The organism is Streptomyces sp. NPDC111606, from assembly GCF_055656945.1.
This window is the reverse complement of the sequence record NZ_JBVKBY010000013.1, coordinates 54,062-76,555: the sequence shown is the minus strand read 5'-3', so window position 1 is coordinate 76,555 and position 22,494 is coordinate 54,062. Positions and strand designations below refer to the sequence as shown.

20 protein-coding genes are annotated in these 22,494 nt (G+C 71.7%); 11 read left to right on the top strand and 9 right to left on the bottom strand.

What is annotated here, in order from left to right; all coding sequences use genetic code 11:
• Window positions 1–84: 84 nt before the first annotated feature.
• Together ACZ7M7_RS36715 and ACZ7M7_RS36710 are read left to right on the top strand one after the other, a co-directional pair.
• Window positions 85–1,281 carry an acyl-CoA dehydrogenase family protein gene (locus ACZ7M7_RS36715; RefSeq protein ID WP_472124665.1) on the top strand — a complete coding sequence of 399 codons (1,197 nt, stop codon included), beginning with the start codon at window positions 85–87 and terminating at the stop codon, window positions 1,279–1,281.
• The gene (locus tag ACZ7M7_RS36710; protein ID WP_472124662.1) at window positions 1,278–1,763 is read left to right on the top strand and encodes a nitroreductase/quinone reductase family protein; all 486 of its coding nucleotides are present in this window, start codon (window positions 1,278–1,280) and stop codon (window positions 1,761–1,763) included. Before ACZ7M7_RS36715 ends, ACZ7M7_RS36710 begins: the two co-directional genes overlap by 4 nt.
• Here the strand turns inward: ACZ7M7_RS36710 and ACZ7M7_RS36705 are convergent.
• Window positions 1,758–2,384: a LysE family translocator gene (locus ACZ7M7_RS36705; RefSeq protein WP_472124659.1), complete on the bottom strand. Its 627-nt coding sequence runs from the start codon at window positions 2,382–2,384 to the stop codon at window positions 1,758–1,760. The genes ACZ7M7_RS36710 and ACZ7M7_RS36705 overlap by 6 nt on opposite strands.
• Before the next feature lie 82 nt (window positions 2,385–2,466).
• On the opposite strand from ACZ7M7_RS36705, the gene ACZ7M7_RS36700 reads away from it, so the two are divergent.
• The gene (locus ACZ7M7_RS36700) at window positions 2,467–2,919 is read left to right on the top strand and encodes an Lrp/AsnC family transcriptional regulator (protein ID WP_274240023.1); all 453 of its coding nucleotides are present in this window, start codon (window positions 2,467–2,469) and stop codon (window positions 2,917–2,919) included.
• A 68-nt stretch (window positions 2,920–2,987) separates the two neighbouring features.
• Here ACZ7M7_RS36700 and ACZ7M7_RS36695 read toward each other — a convergent pair whose 3' ends face one another.
• On the bottom strand, window positions 2,988–3,635 hold the full coding sequence (locus ACZ7M7_RS36695; protein WP_369271723.1) for a TetR family transcriptional regulator: 648 nt from the start codon (window positions 3,633–3,635) through the stop codon (window positions 2,988–2,990).
• Window positions 3,636–3,757: 122 nt separating this feature from the next.
• Between ACZ7M7_RS36695 and kbpA the strand changes: the two genes are divergently transcribed.
• The 3 genes from kbpA (at window position 3,758) to ACZ7M7_RS36680 (ending at window position 7,803) form a co-directional block, all read left to right on the top strand.
• Window positions 3,758–4,507: an AfsK-binding protein KbpA gene (gene kbpA, locus ACZ7M7_RS36690; RefSeq protein ID WP_472124655.1), complete on the top strand. Its 750-nt coding sequence runs from the start codon at window positions 3,758–3,760 to the stop codon at window positions 4,505–4,507.
• Window positions 4,508–4,741: 234 nt separating this feature from the next.
• A complete protein-coding gene (afsK, locus tag ACZ7M7_RS36685; protein WP_472124652.1) occupies window positions 4,742–7,111 on the top strand; it encodes a protein serine/threonine kinase AfsK in 2,370 nt (789 codons plus the stop codon).
• 176 nt (window positions 7,112–7,287) lie between these two features.
• A complete protein-coding gene (locus ACZ7M7_RS36680; protein WP_472124650.1) occupies window positions 7,288–7,803 on the top strand; it encodes a hypothetical protein in 516 nt (171 codons plus the stop codon).
• A 1-nt stretch (window position 7,804) separates the two neighbouring features.
• Here ACZ7M7_RS36680 and ACZ7M7_RS36675 read toward each other — a convergent pair whose 3' ends face one another.
• Genes ACZ7M7_RS36675 through ACZ7M7_RS36665 form a run of 3 tightly spaced genes read right to left on the bottom strand, consistent with a single transcriptional unit; the run spans window position 7,805 to window position 10,159 of the window.
• Window positions 7,805–8,581, bottom strand: coding sequence for an enoyl-CoA hydratase/isomerase family protein (locus ACZ7M7_RS36675; RefSeq protein WP_472124647.1), 777 nt, complete (start codon window positions 8,579–8,581; stop codon window positions 7,805–7,807).
• Window positions 8,578–8,994: a Zn-ribbon domain-containing OB-fold protein gene (locus ACZ7M7_RS36670; RefSeq protein WP_383606602.1), complete on the bottom strand. Its 417-nt coding sequence runs from the start codon at window positions 8,992–8,994 to the stop codon at window positions 8,578–8,580. Before ACZ7M7_RS36670 ends, ACZ7M7_RS36675 begins: the two co-directional genes overlap by 4 nt.
• A gap of 7 nt (window positions 8,995–9,001) precedes the next feature.
• Window positions 9,002–10,159: a lipid-transfer protein gene (locus ACZ7M7_RS36665; protein ID WP_383626834.1), complete on the bottom strand. Its 1,158-nt coding sequence runs from the start codon at window positions 10,157–10,159 to the stop codon at window positions 9,002–9,004.
• Between the two features lie 95 nt (window positions 10,160–10,254).
• Between ACZ7M7_RS36665 and ACZ7M7_RS36660 the strand changes: the two genes are divergently transcribed.
• Window positions 10,255–11,853 carry a FadD3 family acyl-CoA ligase gene (locus ACZ7M7_RS36660; RefSeq protein ID WP_472124643.1) on the top strand — a complete coding sequence of 533 codons (1,599 nt, stop codon included), beginning with the start codon at window positions 10,255–10,257 and terminating at the stop codon, window positions 11,851–11,853.
• 18 nt (window positions 11,854–11,871) lie between these two features.
• Here the strand turns inward: ACZ7M7_RS36660 and ACZ7M7_RS36655 are convergent, their stop codons facing one another.
• From ACZ7M7_RS36655 to afsR, 3 genes are all read right to left on the bottom strand, one after another.
• Window positions 11,872–13,239 carry an O-antigen ligase family protein gene (locus ACZ7M7_RS36655; protein ID WP_472124640.1) on the bottom strand — a complete coding sequence of 456 codons (1,368 nt, stop codon included), beginning with the start codon at window positions 13,237–13,239 and terminating at the stop codon, window positions 11,872–11,874.
• A gap of 169 nt (window positions 13,240–13,408) precedes the next feature.
• On the bottom strand, window positions 13,409–13,600 hold the full coding sequence (gene afsS / locus ACZ7M7_RS36650) for a regulatory protein AfsS (RefSeq protein ID WP_383606590.1): 192 nt from the start codon (window positions 13,598–13,600) through the stop codon (window positions 13,409–13,411).
• A gap of 241 nt (window positions 13,601–13,841) precedes the next feature.
• Window positions 13,842–16,802, bottom strand: coding sequence for an SARP-family global regulator AfsR (gene afsR, locus ACZ7M7_RS36645; protein ID WP_451167287.1), 2,961 nt, complete (start codon window positions 16,800–16,802; stop codon window positions 13,842–13,844).
• Window positions 16,803–17,011: 209 nt separating this feature from the next.
• Here afsR and ACZ7M7_RS36640 point away from each other — a divergent pair, with 209 nt between their 5' ends.
• On the top strand, window positions 17,012–18,244 hold the full coding sequence (locus ACZ7M7_RS36640) for an amidohydrolase family protein (RefSeq protein ID WP_427845403.1): 1,233 nt from the start codon (window positions 17,012–17,014) through the stop codon (window positions 18,242–18,244).
• 57 nt (window positions 18,245–18,301) lie between these two features.
• Here ACZ7M7_RS36640 and ACZ7M7_RS36635 read toward each other — a convergent pair whose 3' ends face one another.
• Window positions 18,302–19,201, bottom strand: coding sequence for a hypothetical protein (locus tag ACZ7M7_RS36635; RefSeq protein WP_472124636.1), 900 nt, complete (start codon window positions 19,199–19,201; stop codon window positions 18,302–18,304).
• A 315-nt stretch (window positions 19,202–19,516) separates the two neighbouring features.
• Here ACZ7M7_RS36635 and ACZ7M7_RS36630 point away from each other — a divergent pair, with 315 nt between their 5' ends.
• From ACZ7M7_RS36630 to ACZ7M7_RS36620, 3 genes are all read left to right on the top strand, one after another.
• Complete coding sequence (locus ACZ7M7_RS36630; RefSeq protein ID WP_472125068.1) at window positions 19,517–20,425, top strand: LLM class F420-dependent oxidoreductase; 909 nt, start codon at window positions 19,517–19,519, stop codon at window positions 20,423–20,425.
• 12 nt (window positions 20,426–20,437) lie between these two features.
• A complete protein-coding gene (locus ACZ7M7_RS36625) occupies window positions 20,438–21,208 on the top strand; it encodes an SDR family NAD(P)-dependent oxidoreductase (RefSeq protein WP_472124633.1) in 771 nt (256 codons plus the stop codon).
• Between the two features lie 117 nt (window positions 21,209–21,325).
• Window positions 21,326–22,444: an LLM class flavin-dependent oxidoreductase gene (locus ACZ7M7_RS36620; RefSeq protein WP_383606576.1), complete on the top strand. Its 1,119-nt coding sequence runs from the start codon at window positions 21,326–21,328 to the stop codon at window positions 22,442–22,444.
• The last annotated feature ends 50 nt before the right edge of the window (window positions 22,445–22,494 follow it).

Sequence of the window (22,494 nt, the reverse complement as noted above, 5' to 3'; positions counted from 1 at the left end):
CTCCAACCTCTCTGCGGTCAACCTCTGTGCATATCGTTGCGACCCTCCTAATATGACGGCCCGTCAGATACGGAGGGAAGAGCCATGGACGCCAGCTTCACCCCCGAGCAGGACGAGATTCGCCGCACCCTCCGCGAGCTGCTCCACAGCCGCTGCGGTCCCCGCGAACTGCGCGCCGCCGTCGACACCCCCGCCGGCCACGACCCGGCCCTGTGGACCGCCCTCGCCGAAGAGCTCGGCCTGCCCGGGCTCGCCCTTCCCGAGGCGTACGGCGGTGTCGGCTGCACGGCGACCGAACTCGCCCTCGCCTGCGAGGAGACGGGCCGTGCGCTGGCCCCCTCCCCGCTGCTCGCCACCGCCGTCCTCGCCGCACCCCTGATCGCCGCCCTCGGCACCGAGACCCAGCACGCCGCCCTGCTGCCCCGCCTCGCCTCCGGCACGCTCACCGCCACCCTCGCCGTCCCGGGCACCGCGCTGGCCGCCGCGCTCGCCCTGACCGGCGACAACGGGGGTGACTGGGCCGGCGGCGGACGTGCCGGCGGCGTGCAGGCGCGGCGGGTGGAGGGCGGCTGGCGGCTGTACGGGCAGGTCGACCAGGTGCTGGACGGGCACAGCGCGGGGCTGCTTCTGGTCGCCGCGCACGCCGGGGGGTTCGCCAAGTCACGGACGCTGCTGTTCCTGGTGCCGGGGGACGCGGCGGGGGTCGTCCGGGTGCGGCAGACCGCCCTGGACGCCACCCGGCCGCAGGGGCGGGTGCAACTGCGGGACGTGGCGGCCGAGTTGCTGGGGAAGGAAGACGGTACCGGCGTGCTGAGTGCCCTGGCCGGTGCGGGGGACGCGGTCGCCGCCGTCCTCGCCTGTGAGGCCGTGGGCGCCGCGGACCGGGCGCTGGAGCGGACCGTGGAGTACGTGGGGCAGCGGGAGCAGTTCGGGCGGGCGATCGGGTCCTTCCAGGCGGTGAAGCACCGGTTGGCGGACGTGTACGTGCAGGTGCAGGCGGCACGCTCGGCGGCCTATTACGCGGCCTGGGCGGTCACCCACGAGGAACGGGTCGGCGGGCTCGGGCTCGCGCAGGCCCTGGAGGCGCTGCGGGTGGCGTCCGCCGAGGGGATCCAGCTGCACGGCGGCATCGGTTTCACCTGGGAGCACGAGGCGCACCTGTACTTCAAGCGGGCCGCCGGCGACGAGCTGCTCTTCGGTCCGGTGCACCGGCTGCGGGCGCGCGCCGCCGAGGCGGCCCCGCTCTTCGAGATGTCCGACGCCCAGGAGGTGGCGGTGTGATCCGGGTCCCCGTGGTCGTGCGCGCGGTGCAGAAGGTGTCCTCGACGCGTGGCTTCGCCAAGGTCGCCCCGTACGTCATCCCCGTCCTCGACCGTGCCGTACACCGGGTCACCCGCGGGAAGGTGCTGCTCAGCGCCCAGATGCTGCCCGGCGTGATCCTGACCTCCACCGGCGCCCGCAGCGGCCTGCCCCGGCGGACGCCGCTGGCGTGCATGCCCGAGGAGGACGGCCGTTCCTGGATCCTGGTCGGCTCCAACTTCGGCCGCGCCGGCCACCCCGCCTGGACCCACAACCTCCTCACCCATCCCGACGCCGAGGTCAGCTGGAAGGGCCAGGACGTCCCCGTCACGGCCCGGCTGCTGGAGGGGGAGGAACGGGCGGCGGTGTGGAAGACCGCGTTGGGGTTCTGGCCGCCGTATGCGACGTATCAGGCGCGGGTGGAGCGCGAGATCCGGCTCATCAGGATCGTCCGCAGGTCATAGCGTCGCCAGGCGCTGCACCAGCAGGAAGGCGCCGATTCCGAGCATCGCCGCGCCGGACGTGCGGGTGACCGCCCGTGCCGCGGCCGGGCGGGCGCCGAGGACGGCGCGGGCGGCCAGGCCCACGGTCAGGTAGACGGCGGCGCAGCACGCCATGTGGAGCAGGCCGAGTACGGCGGTCTGGGCGGGGACCGGTAGGTGGTCGCCCTTGGTCACCAGGAACTGGGGCAGGACCGAGAGGTAGAGCAGCAGGCCCTTGGGGTTGAGGCCGCTGATCGTGGCGCCGCGCAGGAAGACGCGGGCCGGGCTGCTCGGGGCCACGGCCTCCTCGGAGGCCCCCGGTGTGCCCGGGCGGCGCAGCACGCTCCAGCCCAGCCACACCAGGTACGCGGCACCGGCCGCCGTCAGCGCGGTCAGCAGACCCGGCTCGCTCGCCACCAGCACCGCGAGGCCGGCCACCGCGAGGACCGTGTGCAGTGCGTACCCGGTGACCAGACCCGTCACCGCCATCAGCGGTGAGCGCTCGCGCAGCCCGGCGGAGATCGCGTACGCCCAGTCGGCGCCCGGTACGCAGACGAGCAGCAGGTCGATGGCGAGGAAGGAAAGGAGCAGTCCGGAGTCCATAGTAGGGACATTAGGCGGGAATGGCCCGAAAGTGTTGTCGAAGTTTGCTCATGATCGCGGGTTGTGAGCAAATATCTTCTTCATGGACGACGTGGACCGGAAGATTCTTGCCGAGCTGCAGCAGGATGGGCGGCTGACCGTGACCGAGCTGGCCGGGCGGGTGCGGCTGAGCGTCTCGCCGTGCCACCGGCGGCTGCGGGAACTGGAGCGCTCGGGGGCGATCAGCGGCTACCGGGCCGTGGTGGAGCCGGCGGCGGTGGGGCTGACCTTCGAGGCGCTGGTCTTCGTGTCCATGCGGCAGGAGGACCGGGACACGGTCGCCGAATTCGAGCGTGCGATCGCGGACATCCCTCATGTCCTGGACGCACAAAGGCTGTTCGGGGAACCCGACTATCTGCTGCGGGTGGCCACCGCCGACCTCGCTGCCTTCCAGCGGCTGTACGACGAGCGGCTGGCGACCCTGCCGGGAGTGCAGCGGCTCACCTCGACGCTGGTGATGAAGCACGTCGTACGGGATCGTCCGCTGCCCGAATAGGACGGCAGGCGGCGGCCCACGTCGGGTGAGTCGCCGCCTGCCAGACAGGACTTGCTCAAATCGGGGAGCTACTTCGTCGGCTTCTTGCCGGTCACACCCAGATGTACCAACAGGGCGAGGTTCGGCTTGAGTTCGGCCTGCTTGACGCCCCAGGTCTGGAAACCCTTCTGGTGCGAGGCCACCGCCGCGAGCATCGCGACGATCGAACCCGCGACCGCGGCCGGGTTGACGTCCTTGTCGACCTTGCCCTTGGCCTGCAACTGAGTGACCGACTCGGCCAGGGAGTTGTTGACCGAGTTCAGGATCTTCATGCGGATCTTGTAGAAGCGTTTGTCCCCCTCGGACGCACCGAGGTCGACGACCCGCAGGATCGCGTCGTTTCGCCGCCAGAACTCCAGGAATCCGTCGACGAGTTCCTGAGCCGTCTGCCAGCCGGCCTTGCCGACCCAGCTGCGGCCCTCCACGAGCTCGGTCAACCCGGCGCCCTCGGTGGCCATTTGGTCCGCGATCTCCAGGACGGCACCCTCGACGTCCGGGAAGTACTGGTAGAAGGTGGCGGGCGAAGTGCCCGCCTTCCGCGCGACATCTATGACTTTGACGTCGCGGTACGGGGAGGAGCTGAGCATCTCGCTGAGGCAGTCGAGCAGCTTCTGCCGGGTCGCCTGCCCACGCCGGCCGGCCACGCGGCCGTCGACGGTACGCACTTGTCCTGTCATGTCGTCAGCTTACCGAGGCGTGATCGGGGCGCGATTCGGCCGACTGCAAATGGGGTGCACGGGGATCGCGAGACTGGTGTGCCTGGTCTGCGAGGTGCGTGGGACGCCGTTACTTTTGCCGCATGGCCGAAAACAGGGCATCCGCGAACGGAACGGGATACACGGAGGGCGTTCCGTGCTGGGTCGAGGCGCAGCTCGCCGATGTGCAGGCGGGCAAGCGCTTCTACGGTGAGCTCTTCGGGTGGGACTTCGAGGAGGCCTACGACTCCACCGTATGGGCCCGGCTGGACGGCGATCGGGTGGCCGCCCTCTCCCGCAAGACGGACGGGCGGATGCCCACCGTGTGGACGGTGTACTTCGCCACCCCGGACGCGCGGGCGCTGACCGGGCGGATCCGCACCGCCGGGGGACAGGTGGTCACCGCGCCCGTGGAGGTCGGGGCGGGCCTCGGGACGGCCGCGCTGGTCACCGACCCCGAGGGTGCCGTCTTCGGGCTGTGGCAGGAGGGCGAACATCCGGGCTTCGGGCGGCGGCACGAGGCCGGCACCTTCGGCTGGGTGGAGCTGTACGCGCGGGACATCGAGGTCGCCAACGACTTCTACGGCGGGCTCTTCGCCGACGCCCTGTTCGGGCCGGACGCGAAGCCGGACTTCGGGCGGGCGGCGGTCGCGGAGCGCTTCTCGGCGATGATGCCGCCCCACTTCCTCGTCCACTTCCGGGTCACGGACTGTGAGGAGATCCTCGGCACGGTGAACCGGCTCGGCGGGCGGATCCAGGTGCCGCCCTTCGAAACGTCGTACGGGAGGGCCGCCGTGGTGACCGACGATCAGGGGGCGTCCTTCGCGGTTCTGGAGCGGGTTGCCAAGGACTGACGGCACTCCTGCCCCGGGTGGCTCAGGCGTCCCACTATGCGAAACCGCGCTTCCGCGGGGCGACGGGCTGTGGTTTTGTCCCAAGACACCCCGTTCCGCCCGCGGGTTCGCCACCACGCCTCCGGACAGGAAGAATCGGGGTGCGTGCCGCCAAGGCGGTGCGGTGGTGAGACGCTGCACGGGGTCGCGTACATAAGCGGATGACGGGGCCCGTACGGGGAGGTGGCAGGCAGAGTGGTGGATCAGCTGACGCAGCACGATCCGCGCAGGATCGGGCCGTTCGAGGTGCTCGGACGGCTGGGTGCCGGCGGCATGGGGCTGGTCTATCTTGCGCGCTCGGCGTCCGGGCGGCGCGTGGCGATCAAGACGGTCCGTACGGAACTCGCCGAGGACCAGCTGTTCCGCGTCCGCTTCACGCGTGAGGTGGAGGCGGCCCGGGCGGTCTCCGGCTTCTACACGGCGGCGGTCGTCGACGCCGACCCGCGGGCGGCCGTGCCGTGGCTGGCCACCGCGTACGTCCCCGCGCCCTCCCTCGAGGAGATAGTGAACGAGTGCGGGCCGCTCCCGGCCCAGGCGGTGCGCTGGCTGGCGGCCGGTGTGGCGGAGGCCCTGCAGTCGATCCACGGCGCCGGTCTCGTCCACCGCGACCTCAAGCCGTCCAACGTGCTCGTGGTCGAGGACGGCCCCAGAGTCATCGACTTCGGAATCGCGTCCGGCGTGTCGAACACCCGTTTGACCATGACCAACGTCGCCGTCGGTACCCCCGCCTACATGTCGCCCGAGCAGGCGAAGGACTCCCGCAGCGTGACCGGCGCGAGCGACGTCTTCTCGCTCGGCTCGATGCTGGTGTTCGCCGCCACCGGACACCCGCCCTTCCACGGTGCCAACCCCGTCGAGACGGTCTTCATGCTGCTGCGCGAGGGCCCCGACCTCGAGGGCCTCCCGGACGAGCTGCGCCCGCTGATCGAATCCTGTATGCAGATGGAGGCCACGGCCCGCCCCAACCCGGCCGACCTCCAGGCCCAGCTCGCCCCCCACCTCTTCGGCTCCGGCACCGACGACAGCGGTACGGCGTCCGCGTGGCTGCCCGAGCGCGCGGTGGGCCTGATCGAGGCGCGGCGCGGCGGCCGTCCGGCGGTGAAGCCCGCGCCGTCCTCCGGCCGCAGCGGGGGCCGTATCGCCCCCGCGCCGGTTCCGCCGCCGCCCGCGCACGACCCGGCGGTTCCGGGCCCGCAACCGGCGCCCGTACCGGTCGGCGCCCCCGACACCGGCCCGGTGCGGCTGGCCGGCGCCGCGGTCCCCATCGGCCCCGGCCCCCGCGTCGCCGACGCCCGCGCCGCCGCCATGCAGGCGCCCCCGCCGCAAGCCGGCCTCGTCGCCTCCTGGACCAAGCCCCGCCCCGGCGTCAACGGCACGGACCCTGCCGTCGGCCCCGCCGTACCGGCACCGCCGCCGGTGGCCCCCGAACCGGCGGCCGGCTGGCGGCCCTGGCGTTTCCGCATGTCGAACGACGTCTGGGGCACCCCTTCCGTCGCCGACGACCTCGTCTACGTCACCTCCTTCGAGGTGCACGCCCTGGACGTGGCCACCGGCCGCCGCCGCTTCAAGACGCGGGACGTCGCCTGGTCGATGGCGGTCGCCGACGGCCGTATCCACGCCTCCGACGGCCCGACCCTGTTCGCCCTGGACTGCCGTGAGGGCGCCGACCTCTGGCGTCTGCAGACGGACGCCTGGGTGTACTCCCTCAAGGCCGAGCGCGGCACGGTCATCACCGGCACGCGCGGCGGCGGTGTCCAGGCCTGGGAGGCCTCCAACGGCCAGAAACTGTGGGAGATCACCGGGGCGCAGACCGACTTCGAGTCCCCGGAGGCCGGACCGGCGCTGTACGACGGCACGGTGTACGTCTGGCAGGACGCCCGGCTGAAGGCCCTGGACGCCCGGACGGGCGACGAGCGCTGGTCGTACCCCATCGGCGACGCCGCCTCCTGCGGCGGGGTGCCGGTGCGCGTGGCGCAGGCGCACGACGGCTATGTGTACGTGTCCGCCGGGACGCGGGTGCTCGCGCTCGACGTGGTGAGCGGCCAGGTCCGCTGGCACTTCGAGGCCCCGGCGGTCTTCCTGTGCCCGCCGGCCTTCGTGCCGGGCCCGGCGGTGACCGGCGGCGGCGTGTATCTCGCGGACTACCTCGGCACGGTCTACGCCCTGGACGCCACCGACGGCCGCGATCGCTGGCGCATCGCCACCGAGGCCCGCGCCTCGATCGATCCGGTGCTGGTGGCCGGGGGCCACGTCCACGTCGGCAGCGGCAAGGGGCTCTACACCCTGGATGCCGTCACCGGGACGCCGAAGTGGCGTTTCCAGGCGGGCGGCGACATCGTGGGCGCGCCTTCGGTGGCGGAGGGCCGGATCCACTTCGGCTCCACCGACCACCTGCTCTACACCCTGAAGGCCGACGACGGCCGGCTGCGCTGGAAGCTCGCGACCGGTGGCGAGATCACCGGCTCGCCCGTGGTGCAGGACGGCGTCGTGTACGCGTGCAGCAAGGACCGCTGTGTGTACGCCCTGGACGCCGAGAAGGGCACGGGCACGGCCCGCACCGCGTAGGCATCGCTTGTGACGGCCGTCGTACCGGCGCACGGAAGGGTCCGGACGGCGGCCGTCCGCGAAGGGCGGCCATCTTCACCGCTCTTGCACGAGACGTTACGCCGGGTAAGCGGTTCCTGCCATGCGGCCGCTGCTAACGTGACGTGCTCACGATCACGACAACGGGGGTTGACCACGTGAAGCTTCGCCATGTCCGCGCTGTGGCCGTCTGCGTGGGGGTCGTCGTGGCCCTGACGGGCGCACGGCACTCCAGCGGCGGTGGCTGCGACAGCAACTCGAACTCCGGCAGCTCGTCGAGCAGTTCGGGCGGCACGAGTGGTGGCAGCACGCACTACGACGACGATGACGACGACTACTCGTCCACCGGTGGCTCGGGCGCCGACGCGACGGCGACCGCCGAGGCCACCCAGGACGTGAAGATCCAGAGCTGTGTGTTCGACGAGAGCCGCGGCATCGTCGCCCGGGTCGAGGCCACCAACTCCAGCAGCGTCACGACGTACACCTACGAGTTCGGCGTCACGTTCAAGGACCCGTCCGGCGGTTCCGTGCGCACCAGCGCGTCCACCATCCCGTACGTCTCGCCGGGCTCCACGGACACGCTGGACGTGGCCGCCGCGTACGTCCCGGATGCCGGGGCCGGCACCAGCGGCGTCACCTGCGAACTGGGTGACGTGACGCGCACGGCGGAGTAGCTCACCGAACCCGGTGGTCGCGGCGCCGCGCCCGGAACAGCTCCGTCTGCCGTTCACCCGGCAGGTTGCCGAGGGCAATCAGGTGCGGTGCCTGGGCGAAGGCGTGGGCCAGGGCGGCCTCCTTGGCCGCCCACAGCGCCCGTACGGTCCCCTGCACACCCTCCGGGGGGTACCCGGCGATGACGACGGCACAGTCGACCGCGCCGGCCAGCGCCCCGCCGGGCTCGGTGACGTCCGACACGAATCCGATCTCGTGCGCCCGTCGCGCCGACATCCGCTCCGCGCTGCCCATGAGCGCCATCCGCGCGGCCTCTGCGTACGGCATGCGCAGCGCCATCAGCATCGACTCGTAGGCGCTGACCATGCCGTAGGTGGTGTGCGGGTCGAAGAAGGTGGCGCTCGGGTCGGCGACGAGGAAGTCCGCCTCGCCCAGGAGGTAGAAGGCGCCCCCGCAGGCCATGCCCCGCACGGCGGCGACGACCGGCTTCCACAGGTCGTTCGCCTTCGGCCCGACCCGCAGCAGCGGATCGTCGGTCATGTACGGCGAGCTGGGCTGCGGGACGACGGCCTCCCGGTCCAGCCCGGTGCAGAAGGCCCGCTCCCCGGCCCCGGTGAGCACGACGGCCCGTACGGTGTCGTCGAACCGCAACTCCCGCCACGCCGCGACCAGTTCGTCGCGCATGGCGAGGTCGATGGCGTTGAGGCGCTCCGGCCGGTCGAGAGTGACGACGGCGACGCCGGTGTCCTTGTCGGTCTCGGTCCTGACGGCGGGGTTCACGGCCGCTCCAGGACCCACTGCACAAGGCCGGACCCGCTGAAGACGGCCTGGACCTTGGCGCCGATGCGGATCCGGTCCGGGGGCAGAGAGTTGAGAGGGGCGTCGGGTTCCGTGACGAGGTTGCCGACCAGGCGGATGCGGGGCGCGTCGGCGAGTTCGACGATCACGACGTTGTACGGCGCCTGCTCCGCGTAGTCCGGCAGCAGGGGCGGATGGGGGACGACGTACGACCAGATCCGGCCGTGCCCGCCGACCTGCCGCCACTCGCTCGCGAAGGACTGGCAGTGCGGGCAGCAGGGGCGGGGCGGGAAGCGGAGTTCGCCGCAGTCGGCGCAGGCCTGGATGCGCAGCTCGCCCTGGGCGGCGTACTGCCAGAAGGGGGCGCCGTCGGGGTCGGTTACGGGGGAGAGCATCCTTCGATCAACTCCTCAGGAGCAGCGCGGAGGTGGGGACGCCTTCGCCGGCGGTGACGAGACAGGTGGTGGCGTCGGGGACCTGCGCGGTGCTGGTGCCACGCAGCTGCTTGACGCCTTCGTTGATGAGGTTGAAGCCGTGGACGTAGGCCTCGCTGAGCCCGCCGCCCCCGGTGTTGAGGGGCAGCAGCCCGCCGATCTCCAGGGCGCCCCCTTCCGTGAACGCCCCGCCCTCGCCCCGCCCGCAGAAGCCGTACCCCTCCAGCGAGAGCGGTATGAGAGCGGTGAACGCGTCGTAGATCTGGGCGACGTCCACATCCTGTGGAGTGAAGTCGGCGTGCTTCCACAGGTGCCGGGCCGCGGTCCACGCGGGCCCCGTGAGCGGGTCGTCGTTCCAGTAGTTGACCATGCCGTGGTGCTGGGCGGGCAGCCCTTGGGCGGCGGAATGGACGTAGACGGGGGTGTGCCGGCAGTCCCGGGCACGCTCCCGGCTGACGATCACGCACGCCAGGGCTCCGTCGGTCTCCAGGCAGTTGTCGAAGAGGCACAGGGGCTCGCTGATCCACCGGGAGGTCATGTACATCTCGCGGGTCAGGGGCCGTTCGTACATCACCGCGGCCGGGTTCTGGTTGGCCCGGTTGCGGCAGGCGAGGGCGACGTTGAAGAGGTGATCCCGCGTCGCGCCGTACTCGTGCATGTAGCGGCGGGCGAGCATGGCGATCTCGTCGGCGGGGCGCAGGAGGCCGTACGGCCGGGTCCACTGGGCGGGTGTGGGCAGTTGAGCGGTGGTGTTGCGCCAGGGCCGGGGACCGCTGCCCCGCTTCCTGGACCGCCAGGCGACCCCGACCGTCGCCTGCCCGGCGGCGATGGCGGCGGCGAGATGCGCGACCGTGGCACACGAACCGCCGCCCCCGTAGCCCACCTTGCTGAAGAAGGTGAGGTCACCGAAGCCGACGGCCTTCGCCAGCTCGACCTCGTCGGTCTCCTCCATGGTGTAGCTGGCGAGCGCGTCGACCTCGCCCGGCGCTATGCCGGCGTCGTCCAGGGCGGCCGCGACGGCACGGCAGGCGAGGGTTCTCTCGTCCTCGCCGAGCCGCTTGGCGAAGGGCGTCTGTCCGATGCCGACGATCGCGGTGGCGTCCTTGAGTCCGTTGACTCCGGTCATGCTGCGAGCACCTCCGCATGCTGAAGCGGCTGCTGACAGGGCGTCAGGCTACAGCTAATCTGACGGACAGTCAGCTACTGGGTCTGGAGGCTGTGGTGCGCGGTGACTTGGAGTGGGCCAGCATCCCGGAACTCGTCCGGTCCGCGGCCGAGCGGTTCGCGGACGTCGAGGCCGTGGTCGAGGGCCGTACGCGGATCTCGTACGCCGAACTGGGCGCCCGCGTCGAGCGATCGGCGGCGGCCTGCCTGGCGAACGGCGTCGCGCCGGGCGACCGGGTCGCCATCTGGGCACCCAACACGCTCGACTGGATCGTGTCGGCGCTGGGCGCGGTGTCGGCCGGGGCGGTGCTGGTGCCGCTGAACACCCGCTTCAAGGGCACCGAGGCGGCCGATGTGCTGCGGCGCAGCGGGGCGCGGCTGCTGTTCGTGACGGGCACGTTCCTCGGGACGTCGTATGTGGCGTCGCTGCGCAGGGCGGTCGCGGAGGGGCCGGGACTGCCGGAGCTGGAGCAGGTGGTCGTGCTGTCGGACGACGCCCCGGCGGACTTCCGTACCTGGAAGGACTTCCTGGCGAGCGGGGACGGGGTGAGCGCCGCGGACGTGCGCGCGCGTGCCGAGGCCGTGGACGGCTCCTGCCCCTCGGACATCGTCTTCACGTCCGGCACGACGGGCCGCCCGAAGGGCGCGGTCATCACGCACGCGCAGACCCTGCGTGCCTACGAGGTGTGGAGCGACCTGGCGGGACTGCGGCGGGGCGACCGCTACCTCATCGTGAACCCGTTCTTCCACACCTTCGGCTACAAGGCCGGGGTGATCGCCTGCCTGATGCGGGGCGCGACGATGATCCCCCAGCCGGTCTTCAACGTCGGCACGGCCCTGGCGAACATCGCGGCGGAACGGGTGTCGGTCCTGCCGGGCCCGCCCACCCTGCACCAGTCCCTCCTGGACCACCCGGCCCGCGACGCCCACGACCTCTCCGCGCTGCGGCTCGTGGTGACGGGCGCGGCGGTCGTACCTCTGCAACTGGTGGAGCGGCTGCGCGGGGAACTCGGCGTCGAGACGGTCCTCACGGCATACGGCCTCTCCGAGGCCAGCGGCATCGTGACGATGTGCCGGCGCGGCGACGACCCGTCGGTCATCGCGTCGACGTCGGGCCGCGCGATCCCGGGCACTCAGGTGCAAGTGGTCGGCCCGACGGGCGGACCGGCGCCGGCCGGCACCCCCGGCGAGGTCCTGGTCCGCGGCTTCAACGTGATGCGCGGCTACTACGAGGACGAGGCGGCCACCGCCGAAGTGCTGACGGAGGACGGCTGGTTGCGCACGGGCGATGTGGGCGTGCTGGACGCGGCGGGCAACCTGCACATCACCGACCGCATCAAGGACATGTACATCGTCGGCGGCTTCAACGCCTACCCGGCGGAGATAGAACAGCTCCTGGGCCTGCATCCCGACGTGGCGGACGTGGCGGTGATCGGCGTCCCCGACGCACGGCTGGGCGAGGTCGGGAAGGCGTACGTGGTGCGGCGGCCCGGCGCGGTGCTCACCGGGGACGACCTGATCGCCTGGGCGCGGCGGGAGATGGCGAACTACAAGGTGCCCCGGACGGTGGAGTTCCTGGGGGAGTTGCCGCGGAACGCGAGCGGCAAGGTGGTGAAGGGGGAGTTGCGGGGCGGGGCGCGCCGCCGCTCGGGGTAGGACCGCGGGGACTGCCCCTCAGGTCGCCGCACCGACGCGCTGGGGCCCGTGCCGGGGCCGCTTCACCTGCGCCGGGACCACAGTCGTGGGCGTACCGGAGCCGCGGCGCCACCCGGCCGGCGCCTCGGCCATGACGACGGCGAGCACGCACCAGAAGAGCACATCGATCCGGTCCAGATTGGCCGGGTGGTCCATCATGCTCGCCAGGAAGAACCCGGTCAGCGAGGCCAGCCCGACCGTCCCGATGACCGACTTGGCTCGGGCGGCGCGGGCCGCGCAGGACAGGGCGACGACGGCCACCGCGGTCATGGCGAGGAGCCCGAGAGGCCCCGTCTCCACCAGCTGGTTGAGCCAGAGGTTGTGCGCGTGGACGAAGACCCGCTCGCCCGGCGCGGTGGCGGATATGACGGCACCGGAGCGCCCGAGCCCCACGCCGAGGGGGTTGTCGGCGGCGAGCTGCAGTGCGGCTTCCCACGCCTGTCCCCGCACCCCCAGCGAGTTCCCGGCCCGGGACACGGCCCAGATGGCGCCGGCCGCCGCGAGCAGGGCCACGGCACCCAGGGCGGCGAACAGCCGGCGCTGTGCCCGGTCGGCGAGCCGCGGTGCCATCCAGTAGGCGCCGCCGAGCACGAGAAGCCCGGCGGCAGTTGCGACGTACCCGGCACGCGAGAAGGTGGTCAGCAGGGCCCCGTATCCGATGACGACCAGCACCACGATCGCCGTACGGGCCGTCCGCTCGTCCACGCACACGGCGGCGAGCAGCGCGAACGGCAGGAGCAGCACGAGGAAGGCGGCCAGCAGGTTCGGGTTGGAGAAGGTTCCGGTGGCCCGGATGAGGATGCCGTCCCCGGCCGCGTCACAGGCGACGTCGGTGAGCAGCCCCGTCCGGCAGAAGCCGGTCGGCGTCTCGTTGGTCACCTGGGAGAAGGCGGTGGTGGAGGCCGCCGCGACGCCGGCCAGCGCGAGGATCCCGATCGCCCGCCACGACTCGGTCTGCGTACGGCGCACTCCGACGACCAGGTAGTAGCAGCACACGACGGTCAGCAGGCCGCGCAGGGGCGCCGTAGCGTGCCCGCCGTGGTACGTCGTCGCCCCCGCGGCCACGACCAACAGGCCGACCGGCACGTCCAGTCGCGTCCTGAAGTCCCGCAGCCGGGCCCGCGCCCGCCCCCGTACGCGAACGACGAGGGCGATCAGCCCGGCCAGCAGGGCGAGGCGCGTCGGCGTGACGATCCCGACGACCGACTCGACCGGGTCGTCGGGGAAGAAGTCGGTGCCGGAGTCGAGCAGCACGACAGCCACCGCAGCCAACGGCACGAACTGAACGAACCTGACAATCGCCGACGGCCGCCCGGGACCGGCCGGCACGCTCTGGTCGGATGCCATGGCACCCGAGCCTGGCGGGCGGGTGCGACGACGGGGTGTCGGGAGGGGGAACGGGGCACAGAGCCTTGGCGGACGCCGGTCCCCCCATGCCCCGGCCCTGCCCCCGGACACACCTCGGCCGCAGCGGCTCCCCTCCGCGCCGCCGCGGCCGATCCCCGTGAGATGAGGCTTACTTGTCGTTCAGGTCCAGTGCGGCGGGGCCGGCCGGCATGGCGTTGTTGAGGGTGGTGATCTCCTCGGCCTTGGCGGGTTCGCTCGGCATGGCGTTGTTGAGGGTGGTGATCTCCTCGGCCTTGGCGGGCTCGCTCGGCATGGCGTTGTTCTGCGGAGAGACGGTCGCGTCCTTCTTCTGGTCGCTCATGGGCTCGTGGTCCTCTTTTTCGGTGATGAGTGAGGAACGCCCGCCCGGAAACTCCCCCGAGGATTGCCGGGCGGGCGTTCGGAGCCGCACATTAACCGGTCAGGCTCCGGCCGGACCGTCTGCCCCCCGACGCGACGGTCTGACTGGTACGAGCATGCCGGGTCGGGATAAACGAACGCTGAACGCGGACGCCGTCCCGCAACGGCCCGCTGAGCCACCGTACTTCTACGCCGTCCGACGTCTACGCCGCAGCGGCCGAGGTGAGCAGCGCCCGCACCTCGTCGGCCTCCGCAGCGCTGTTCTGCTCGTAGAGGTTGAGCGCCTCGCGCCAGCACGCCCGCGCCCGGTCCGCCTGACCGAGCGTGGCGAGGGCGCGCCCCAGCAGTGTCAGGACGTTCCCCTGCATCCGGTCACCGCCGATGCACCCGAGGGCGAGGGCCTGTTCGGCGTGCTGGGCGGCTGCGGCCGGGCGGCGGTCGGCCAAGTGCACTTCGGCGATGCGGAAGTGGGTGACGCCCTCCCAGAGCCGCTGCCGGTGGTCGTTGAAAATGCCGAGGGCGTCGCAGAACCGGCTGAGCGCCTCGGTGTAGCGGCCCGCGCGAGTGAGCGCGACGCCCAGCGCGAAGTGGCCGTTGGCCAGGCGCACGGTCCGGCCGATCTCGATGTGGGCGGCGAGACCGTGCTGGGCGATCTCCACCGCCTTCGCGATGTTGCCCATGCCCAGGTAGGCCCGGGACAGATTGCCCAGGGCGGTGGCTTCGAAGGGCCGGTTCCCCGCTGCTCGCAGACCTTCGAGGGCCTGGTCGAAGAAGACCTTGCCGTCGGCGAACCGGCCCTCGTGCAGACAGATGAGTCCCCGGTTGTTGGCCACCCAGCTGACGGCGGTGGCGTCGTGCGCGTTCGCCGCGAGCTCCATGGCGACACGCGCTTCCTCCTCCGCCTGCCGGATACGCCCGGAGACCAGGAGGACATCGCTGAGAACCGTCCGTGCCCTGCCCTCCGCCCGGTCGTTGCCGAAGTCCCGGGTGGCCCCGCACGTGGCTCTCGCCGTCATCTCGTACTGATGCGAGTTGGCCCCCGACTCGGTCAGGTCCTTGGCCGCCCAGAGCAGATCGACGGCCCGCCGCAGCCTGTCGGTCCCCGCCGCCTGCCGTACGCAGGCCAGGAGCTGCCCCGCCTCCGTGTACAGCCAGTCGAGCGCCGCCGCCTGCCCTGTGAGACGCAGCCCCGGATAGCTCGTGGGCTCCAAGTCGTCGATCAGCCGGTCCCCGGGGTGCTCGATCGCATACACCTGTGCGGTGGTCGCCAGATAGAAGTCCAGCAACCGTGACAGGGCATCCTCCCGCTCGCTCGGGGGCTGTTCGTCCCTTTCCGCACACGCACGCGCGTAGAGCCGCACCAGATCGTGGAACCGGTACCGCCCCGCCGCCGCCGACTCCAGCAGCGACGTGTCGACGAGGGACTCCAGGAGGTCCTCCGCGTCCTCCGCCGGTAGGTCCAGTACCGCCGCGGCCGCGGCCAGGGAGATGTCGGGGCCGTCCGCGAGGCCCAGGAGGCGGAAGGCGCGGGCCTGGGCGGGGTCCAGGGCGCCGTAGCCGAGTTCGAACGTGGCCTTGACCGCGAGATCGCCGGCCTGGAGCTCGTCCAGTCGGCGCCGTTCGTCGGCGAGCTTGGCGGCGAGGACCGAGACGGTCCAGGTGCGGCGGGCCGCGAGGCGGGACGCCGCGATGCGGATCGCCAACGGCAGGAAGCCGCACGCCGCGACCACGTCCAGCGCGGCCTCCCGCTCGGACGCCACCCGTTCCTCGCCGACGATCTTCGTGAAGAGGGACAGCGCCTCGTCCGGGGACATCACGTCCAGGTCGACCAGGTGGGCGCCCGCGAGGTCGACCATGCGGACCCGGGAGGTCACCAGCGCCGCGCAGCCCTCGGTGCCCGGCAGCAGCGGCCGTACCTGGGCGGCGTCCCTGGCGTTGTCCAGCAGCACCAGGACCCGGCGGCCGTCCAGGACCGAGCGGTACAGGGCCGCGCGCTCGGCCAGCGAGTCCGGAATGGCCGAGTCCGCCGTGCCCAGGGCCCTCAGGAAGGACCCCAGTACCGTCTCCGGCTCGGCCGCCCGCGGGCCCGCGCCCTGCAGGTCGACGTACAACTGCCCGTCGGGGAAGGCCGAGCGCGCCTGGTGGGCCACGTGCACGGCGAGCGTCGTCTTGCCGACCCCGCCGATGCCCGCCAGCGCCGACACCGCCATCACCCTGCCCTCGGACGAGGCGAGGACGTCGCTCAGCTCGGTGACGAAGGCGGAGCGGCCCGTGAAGTCGGGCACGGTCGCCGGGAGCTGGGCGGGCCGTACCGGCATCACCGGCGGGTCGGCCACCGGGGCCGACGGTTCCGCGAGGCCGGGGTCGGCCTGCAGGATCCGCTGCTGGAGTTCCTTCAGGTCCGGACGTGGGTCCACGCCGAGTTCGTCCGCCAGCAGGCGGCGGGTGTCCGCGTACACCGCCAGCGCCTCCGCCTGGCGCCCGCTGCGGTACAGCGCGAGCATCAGCAGTTCACGCAGCCGCTCGCGCAGCGGGTGCTCCGCCGTCAGCGCCGTCAGCTCCGAGACCGCCTCGGCGTGGCAGCCCTGCTCCAGGTCCATGTCGAGGCGGGACTCCAGCAACTGCAGCCGCCACTCCTCCAGACGGACCCGCTGGGCCTCCGCGTACGCCCCGGGGACCCCGGCCAGGACCTCCCCGTCCCACAGCGCCAGCGCCCGGCCCAGCACCTCCCGGGCATGGCACAGATCCCCGGCGTTGCGCGCCTTCTCCGCCTCCGCCGCCAGCTCCTGGGCCGCCGCAAGGTCCAGCGCGCCCTCGGCCAGGCCTCGCACCGCGTAGCCGCCCGACTCGCTCACCAGGACCCCGGGGTCCAGCACCTTGCGCAGCCGGGAGGCATACGTCCGGACCGCCGCCAGCGCCTGCGAGGGCGGCTCCTCGCCCCACAGGGCGTCGATCAGCTCCGCGGCGGTCGCCGTACGGCCCTCGCGCAGCAGGAGGGCGGCGAGCAGGGCGCGTTGCTGGGGGGAACCGGTGGGGAGCTGTTCCTCGCCCCGCCAGGCGCGTACCGGTCCGAGCACACCGAAGCGCAGCTCCGCCGCCTGCTCCGCCGTATCTGCCGAGGAGCCGGGACGCCTCTGCTCCGGCACTCGCGGTACCCCGTCCATCGCAGTCCCCCTAGGACCTGTTTACATCCCCGCCAGTTTGCCTTGTTCATGGCAGATGCGTCAGCTGTGGAGGGGGTGATCACAGCCAGGCGCGCGGGATATCACAAGGTCCTCACACGCTCTCCGCGCGGCGTTGGCCGCTCCTCGGACGCGCCCCACCCGCTCCGGTGTAGCTGACGGACCGTCAGATCGGCGCTACCGTGACGGACATGGACACCGAGACCGCGTTTCCCCTGATCATCTCCGTCGACGACCACACGGTCGAGCCGCCCACGGTCTGGCAGGACCGGCTTCCGAAGAAGTACCAGGACACCGGGCCGCGCATAGTCCGCGCGCCACTGAAGGAAATGACCTTCCTGGGCGGGCGGTTCAAGCCCGTCATGGGCCGGCCGGGCGACGACGGGCCCATCGGCGACTGGTGGGTGTACGAGGACCTGCAGCGGCCGCTGACCCGCCTCGACACCGCCGTCGGGTACAGCAGGGACGAGATCAAGCTGGAGGTCATCACCTACGAGCAGATGCGCCCGGGGTCCTACGACGTCCCCGCACGCCTCGCCGACATGGACGTCAACCACGTCCAGTCCGCGGTCTGTTTCCCGACCTTCCCCCGCTTCTGCGGCCAGACCTTCACCGAGGCGCAGGACCACGAGCTGGGCCTGCTGGGCGTCCAGGCGTACAACGACTGGATGGTGGAGGAGTGGTGCGGTCCCGCCGCGCAGGGCCGGCTCATCCCGCTCACCCTCATCCCCCTGTGGGACGCCGAGCTGGCGGCCGCGGAGGTCCGCCGCAACGCCGCGCGGGGCGTGCGGGCCGTCGCCTTCTCCGAGATACCCCCGCACCTTGGGCTCCCGTCCGTCCACACCGACTACTGGGACCCGTTCCTCGCCGCCTGCGACGAGACCGGCACCGTCGTCGCCATGCACATCGGCTCGTCCAGCCGGATGCCCTCCACCTCGGCCGACGCCCCGCCTGCCGTCGGGTCCACCATCACCTTCGCCAACTGCTGCTTCTCGATGGTCGACTGGCTGATGAGCGGCAAGTTCGAGCGCTTCCCGAACCTCAAGGTCATGTACGCCGAGGGGCAGATCGGCTGGATCCCGTACATCCTCGAGCGCGCCGATGTGGTGTGGGAGGAGAACCGTGGCTGGGGTGGGGTCGCCGACAAGGTGCACCGGCCGCCGTCCGAACTGTTCGCCGACCACGTCTACGGCTGCTTCTTCGACGACGCCTTCGGGCTCAGGAACCTGGACTCGATCGGCGTCGGAAACGTCCTGTACGAGACCGACTACCCCCACTCCGACTCCACCTGGCCGAAGTCGCGCGAGGTCGGCGAGGCGCAGATGGGGCACCTGGACCCGGACGTGGTCGACCGGATCGTACGGCGCAACGCGATCGGGCTGCTGGGCCTGACGGACGACGGGCTGTGGCCCGGGAGGGCATGAGCAGGCCGCGGTCCCGGGAAGGGACCGAGGCCGCAACTCGTGGGCAGGCCGGTGGCGTCAGCCGAGGAACACCGACGAGATCCTGTCGTCGAAGTCGACCGAGGCCAGGTCGGCGATGTTGCCCTGGACCACCTTGGAGTCGCCCTTGCAGTCCTTCTCGGACCAGATCTTCAGGGTGCCGGAGGCCTGGAGGGAGGAGGCGGAGTCGTCGCGGCCGACGTTCTGGCACCCGGCCCCGGCCAGCCCCTCGGAGGGGTCGCCGAAGTTCGGCTCGTCGGAGAGGGTGACGCCGGTCGCGGGGGCCACACCGTCCTGCCCGTCACCGGCGCCCCCCTCCTCGCCGCCGGCGCCGTCCTCTGCCCCGGCTCCCGCCTTCTCGCCGTCCGGCGTCACGCCGAACCAAGTCCCGCCCACGCCCTGCCCGTTGGTGTCACCGGGCTTGAGGTCCTTGCTGAAGCGGTAGACCGGCCAGCCGCCGACGGTCACCTGCAGGTTGCCGTCGGCGCGCTTGACGACGCCCACGTCGGACTTGTCCACACCGTCGATGAAGATCTTGCCGCCGGGGGCGACGAGGACCGGCGGCCAGGTGGTGGCGCACTCGCCGGCGCAGTTCGACCTGGACGGGTTCGCGGTGTCCTTGTCGAAGCGGTAGAGGGTGAAGCCGGCGCCGTTGACGACGACCGGGTCCAGATCGCCCGCCCGGGCCGCGCTCAGCTGCACCCACTTCTTGGCGACGGGCTTGCTCGCCGGCTTCCCCGGGCCGTTGGCCCAGTCGCCGGTGCCGGGGGCCGCGTTGTTCTGCTTGGCCGAACCGCTGGTGAAGCTCAGGCTCCCCTGCGCGGCGGCGGCCCCCTCGCGGGCGCCGGACGCGGCGGTGTCGGTGCCGTTGCAGGCGGTCAGCAGCAGGGCCGCGGCGGCGGTGGTGGCGGCGATCGCGGCGATGCGGTTGCGGATCATTCTCGGTCTCCCCGTTGTCCCGGCGCCCGGACCTCCCGGGCAGCCACCGCCGAGTACGAACCCCTCGCCGGCCGCCCTCACCCGGTGACCTGCCTGAGACACGAACACGACGGATTGGGGTCAATCGGACGAAGATCGCGACATTCCACAGGCCCGGCGGGGCGCCCCGCGCGGGCGGCAGCAGTTCCGCGTCCACCCCTTGTCTGTTGCGGCGCCAGCCCCGACGATGACGCCCGGAACGGATATGACGGTTCGTCAGATCGAGGAGGGTGTGTGTCCATCCAAGTCCCGCCGGACGGGCGGACGCTGTTCGGGATGCAGCTCCCGGTCCAGTCCCAGAGCACGATCTACGCCGAGCCCTGGGAGGCGGCCGCCGGTCCCGGCGACCTGAGGGCGATCGCCGTCGCCGCCGACCGGGCCGGCTTCGACTACATCGCGAGCTGCGACCACGTCGGCGTCCCGCGCCGTCTCGCGCCCGCGATGAGCACGATCTGGTACGACCCCGTCGCCACCCTGGCCCACCTCGCCGCCGTCACCGAACGCGTCCGGCTGCTCAGCCATGTCGCCGTGGTCGGCCTGCGCCATCCGCTGGCCACCGCCAAGCAGTACGCCACGCTGGACCACCTGTCGGGCGGCCGCCTGATCCTCGGCGTCGGTGCCGGGCATGTGCGCGAGGAGTTCGAGGCGCTCGGGCACGATTTCCGGCAGCGCGGGGCCGTCCTCGACGAGGTGATCGACGCCCTGCGCGCCGCGCTCGGGCCGGAGGAGTTCCCCGAGCACCACGGGAAGTTCTACGACTTCGGGGGGCTCGGCCAGTTGCCCCGGCCCGCCCAGCCGCGCGTACCCGTCTGGGTCGGCGGATCCTCGCCCCCCGCCGTACGCCGGGCCGCGCTCAAGGGCGACGGCTGGCTGCCGCAGGGCGACCCGCGCGACCGGCTGCCGGAACAGATCGCCACGCTGCGGAGGCTGCGCGCGGAGGCCGGCATCGAGAAGCCGATCGTCGTGGGCGCCATCACCGAGCCGCTGTACGTGGGCCGGCCCGACTGGGAGGTGGGGCGGCGGACGATCACCGGTGCGCCGGAGGCGCTAGCCGAGTCCCTGCGGGCCTACCGCGCGATGGGCGTGCATCAGATCCAGGTGCGCTTCCGCTGCCGGAGCCGGGACGAACTCGTGGACCAGATAACCGCCTTCGGGGCCGAGGTCGCCCCGCACCTCGACCAGTGACTGGAGTGAGCCATGGGCAAGCTGGACGGCCGCGTCGTGATCGTCACCGGCGCGGCACGCGGACAGGGTGAGCAGGAGGCGCGGCTCTTCCGGGAGGAGGGCGCCGAGGTGGTCGTCGCCGATGTGCTCGACGAGCAGGGCGAGGCCCTCGCGAAGGAGATCGGCGCGCTGTACGCGCATCTCGACGTGGGGGAGGAGGCGCACTGGCGGGCCGCGGTGGCCGCCGCGAAGAGGGCGTACGGCCGGGTCGACGGGCTGGTCAACAACGCCGGCATCCTGCGCTTCAACTCCCTCGTCGACACCCCTCTCGACGAGTTCATGCAGGTCGTGCGGGTCAACCAGGTCGGCTGCTTTCTCGGCGTCAAGACGGTCGCGCCCGAGATGGAGGACGGCGGCACCATCGTGAACACCGCCTCCTACACTGCCGTGACGGGCATGGCGGCCGTCGGCACGTACGCGGCCACCAAGCACGCCATCCTCGGCCTCACCCGCGTCGCCGCGCTGGAACTGGCGCCGCGCGGCATCCGGGTCAACGCGATGTGCCCGGGCGCGATCGACACCGCCATGTCCAACCCGGCCCATCTGGACCCGGGCGCGGACCCCGAGGAGACCTCGAAGGCCCTCGACGGGCTCTACCGCAAGCTCGTGCCTCTGGGGCGGATCGGACGGCCGGAGGAGGTGGCCCGGCTCGCGCTGTTCCTGATGTCGGACGACTCCTCGTACGTCACCGGGCAGCCCTTCGTGATCGACGGCGGCTGGCTGGCCGGGGTGAGCGTCATCTGACGCATGGGCGTCATCTGATGGCCAGTCAGCTATTGACGGTGCACGTGAGCGGTGCCACAGTCGGCGGAAAGTGAATCTGACGGAACGTCAGAAACGACGTGGGGACGGTGAACCTCCTTGGAATTCGGGCTCTTTGTACAGGGATACGTGGGCAAGCGCGCCGAAACCGACCCGCTCGCCGAGCACAAGGCGCTGATGGAGGAGACCGAGTACGTCATCCAGGCGGACAAGTCCGGCTTCAAGTACGCCTGGGCGTCGGAGCACCACTTCCTGGAGGAGTACTCCCACCTCTCCGCCAACGACGTGTACCTGGGGTACCTGGCGCACGCGACGGAGCGGATCCATCTGGGGTCCGGCATCTTCAACCCGCTCGCCCAGGTCAACCACCCGGTCAAGGTGGCCGAGAAGGTCGCCATGCTCGACCACCTCACCGAGAACCGCTTCGAGTTCGGCAGCGGGCGCGGCGCCGGCTCGCACGAGATCCTCGGGTTCATACCGGGCGTGACCGATATGAACTACACGAAGGAGATCTGGGAAGAGACCATCGCCGAGTTCCCCAAGATGTGGCTCCAGGACGAGTACGCCGGCTTCCAGGGCAAGCACTGGTCGCTGCCGCCGCGGAAGGTGCTGCCCAAGCCGTACGGGAAGTCGCACCCCGCGATGTGGTACGCCGCCGGGTCGCCGCCGTCGTATGCGATGGCGGCGAAGAAGGGGCTCGGGGTGCTCGGCTTCAGCGTGCAGAAGGTCTCCGACATGGAGTGGGTGCTGGAGCAGTACAAGACCGCTGTCGTGAACGCCGAGCCGATCGGTGACTTCGTCAACGACAACGTGATGGTGACGACCACGGCCATCTGCGCGCCGACGCACGCCGAGGCGATCGAGACCGCCGTGAACGGTGGGCTGCACTATCTGCCGTCGCTGGTGTTCCGGTACCACGACACGTTTCCCCGGCCCGAGGGGTTCCCGGTGTGGCCGGAGACGCTGCCCCCGTACACGCCGGAGTTCGTGGAGCTGCTGATCGAGGAGGAGTTGCTGATCTGTGGGGACCCGGACGAGGTGCTCACGCAGTGCAAGCGGTGGGAGCAGGCCGGGGCCGATCAGTTGAGCTTCGGGTTGCCGGTGGGGGTGCCGAAGGAGGAGACGCTGCGGACGATTCGGTTGATCGGGGAGCACGTGATTCCCAAGATCGACACGGATCCCGTGCATCGGACGTCCCGTTTCCGGCAGAGCGCCTAGTCGCCGTGGGGCTGCGGGCCGTTCGCGACTGCGGGTGCGTTGGGGCTGGT

Bases quoted from the DNA above. Each gene is read 5' to 3' on its own strand.
- ACZ7M7_RS36635 (WP_472124636.1), bottom strand. From the start codon at position 19,201: ATGATCCGCAACCGCATCGCCGCGATCGCCGCCACCACCGCCGCCGCG.
- ACZ7M7_RS36625 (WP_472124633.1), top strand. From the start codon at position 20,438: ATGGGCAAGCTGGACGGCCGCGTCGTGATCGTCACCGGCGCGGCACGC.
- ACZ7M7_RS36705 (WP_472124659.1), bottom strand. From the start codon at position 2,384: ATGGACTCCGGACTGCTCCTTTCCTTCCTCGCCATCGACCTGCTGCTC.
- ACZ7M7_RS36665 (WP_383626834.1), bottom strand. From the start codon at position 10,159: ATGACCGGAGTCAACGGACTCAAGGACGCCACCGCGATCGTCGGCATC.
- ACZ7M7_RS36700 (WP_274240023.1), top strand. From the start codon at position 2,467: ATGGACGACGTGGACCGGAAGATTCTTGCCGAGCTGCAGCAGGATGGG.
- ACZ7M7_RS36715 (WP_472124665.1), top strand. From the start codon at position 85: ATGGACGCCAGCTTCACCCCCGAGCAGGACGAGATTCGCCGCACCCTC.
- ACZ7M7_RS36655 (WP_472124640.1), bottom strand. From the start codon at position 13,239: ATGGCATCCGACCAGAGCGTGCCGGCCGGTCCCGGGCGGCCGTCGGCG.
- ACZ7M7_RS36640 (WP_427845403.1), top strand. From the start codon at position 17,012: ATGGACACCGAGACCGCGTTTCCCCTGATCATCTCCGTCGACGACCAC.
- ACZ7M7_RS36670 (WP_383606602.1), bottom strand. From the start codon at position 8,994: ATGCTCTCCCCCGTAACCGACCCCGACGGCGCCCCCTTCTGGCAGTAC.
- ACZ7M7_RS36695 (WP_369271723.1), bottom strand. From the start codon at position 3,635: ATGACAGGACAAGTGCGTACCGTCGACGGCCGCGTGGCCGGCCGGCGT.
- afsR (WP_451167287.1), bottom strand. From the start codon at position 16,802: ATGGACGGGGTACCGCGAGTGCCGGAGCAGAGGCGTCCCGGCTCCTCG.
- afsS (WP_383606590.1), bottom strand. From the start codon at position 13,600: ATGAGCGACCAGAAGAAGGACGCGACCGTCTCTCCGCAGAACAACGCC.
- kbpA (WP_472124655.1), top strand. From the start codon at position 3,758: ATGGCCGAAAACAGGGCATCCGCGAACGGAACGGGATACACGGAGGGC.
- ACZ7M7_RS36630 (WP_472125068.1), top strand. From the start codon at position 19,517: ATGCAGCTCCCGGTCCAGTCCCAGAGCACGATCTACGCCGAGCCCTGG.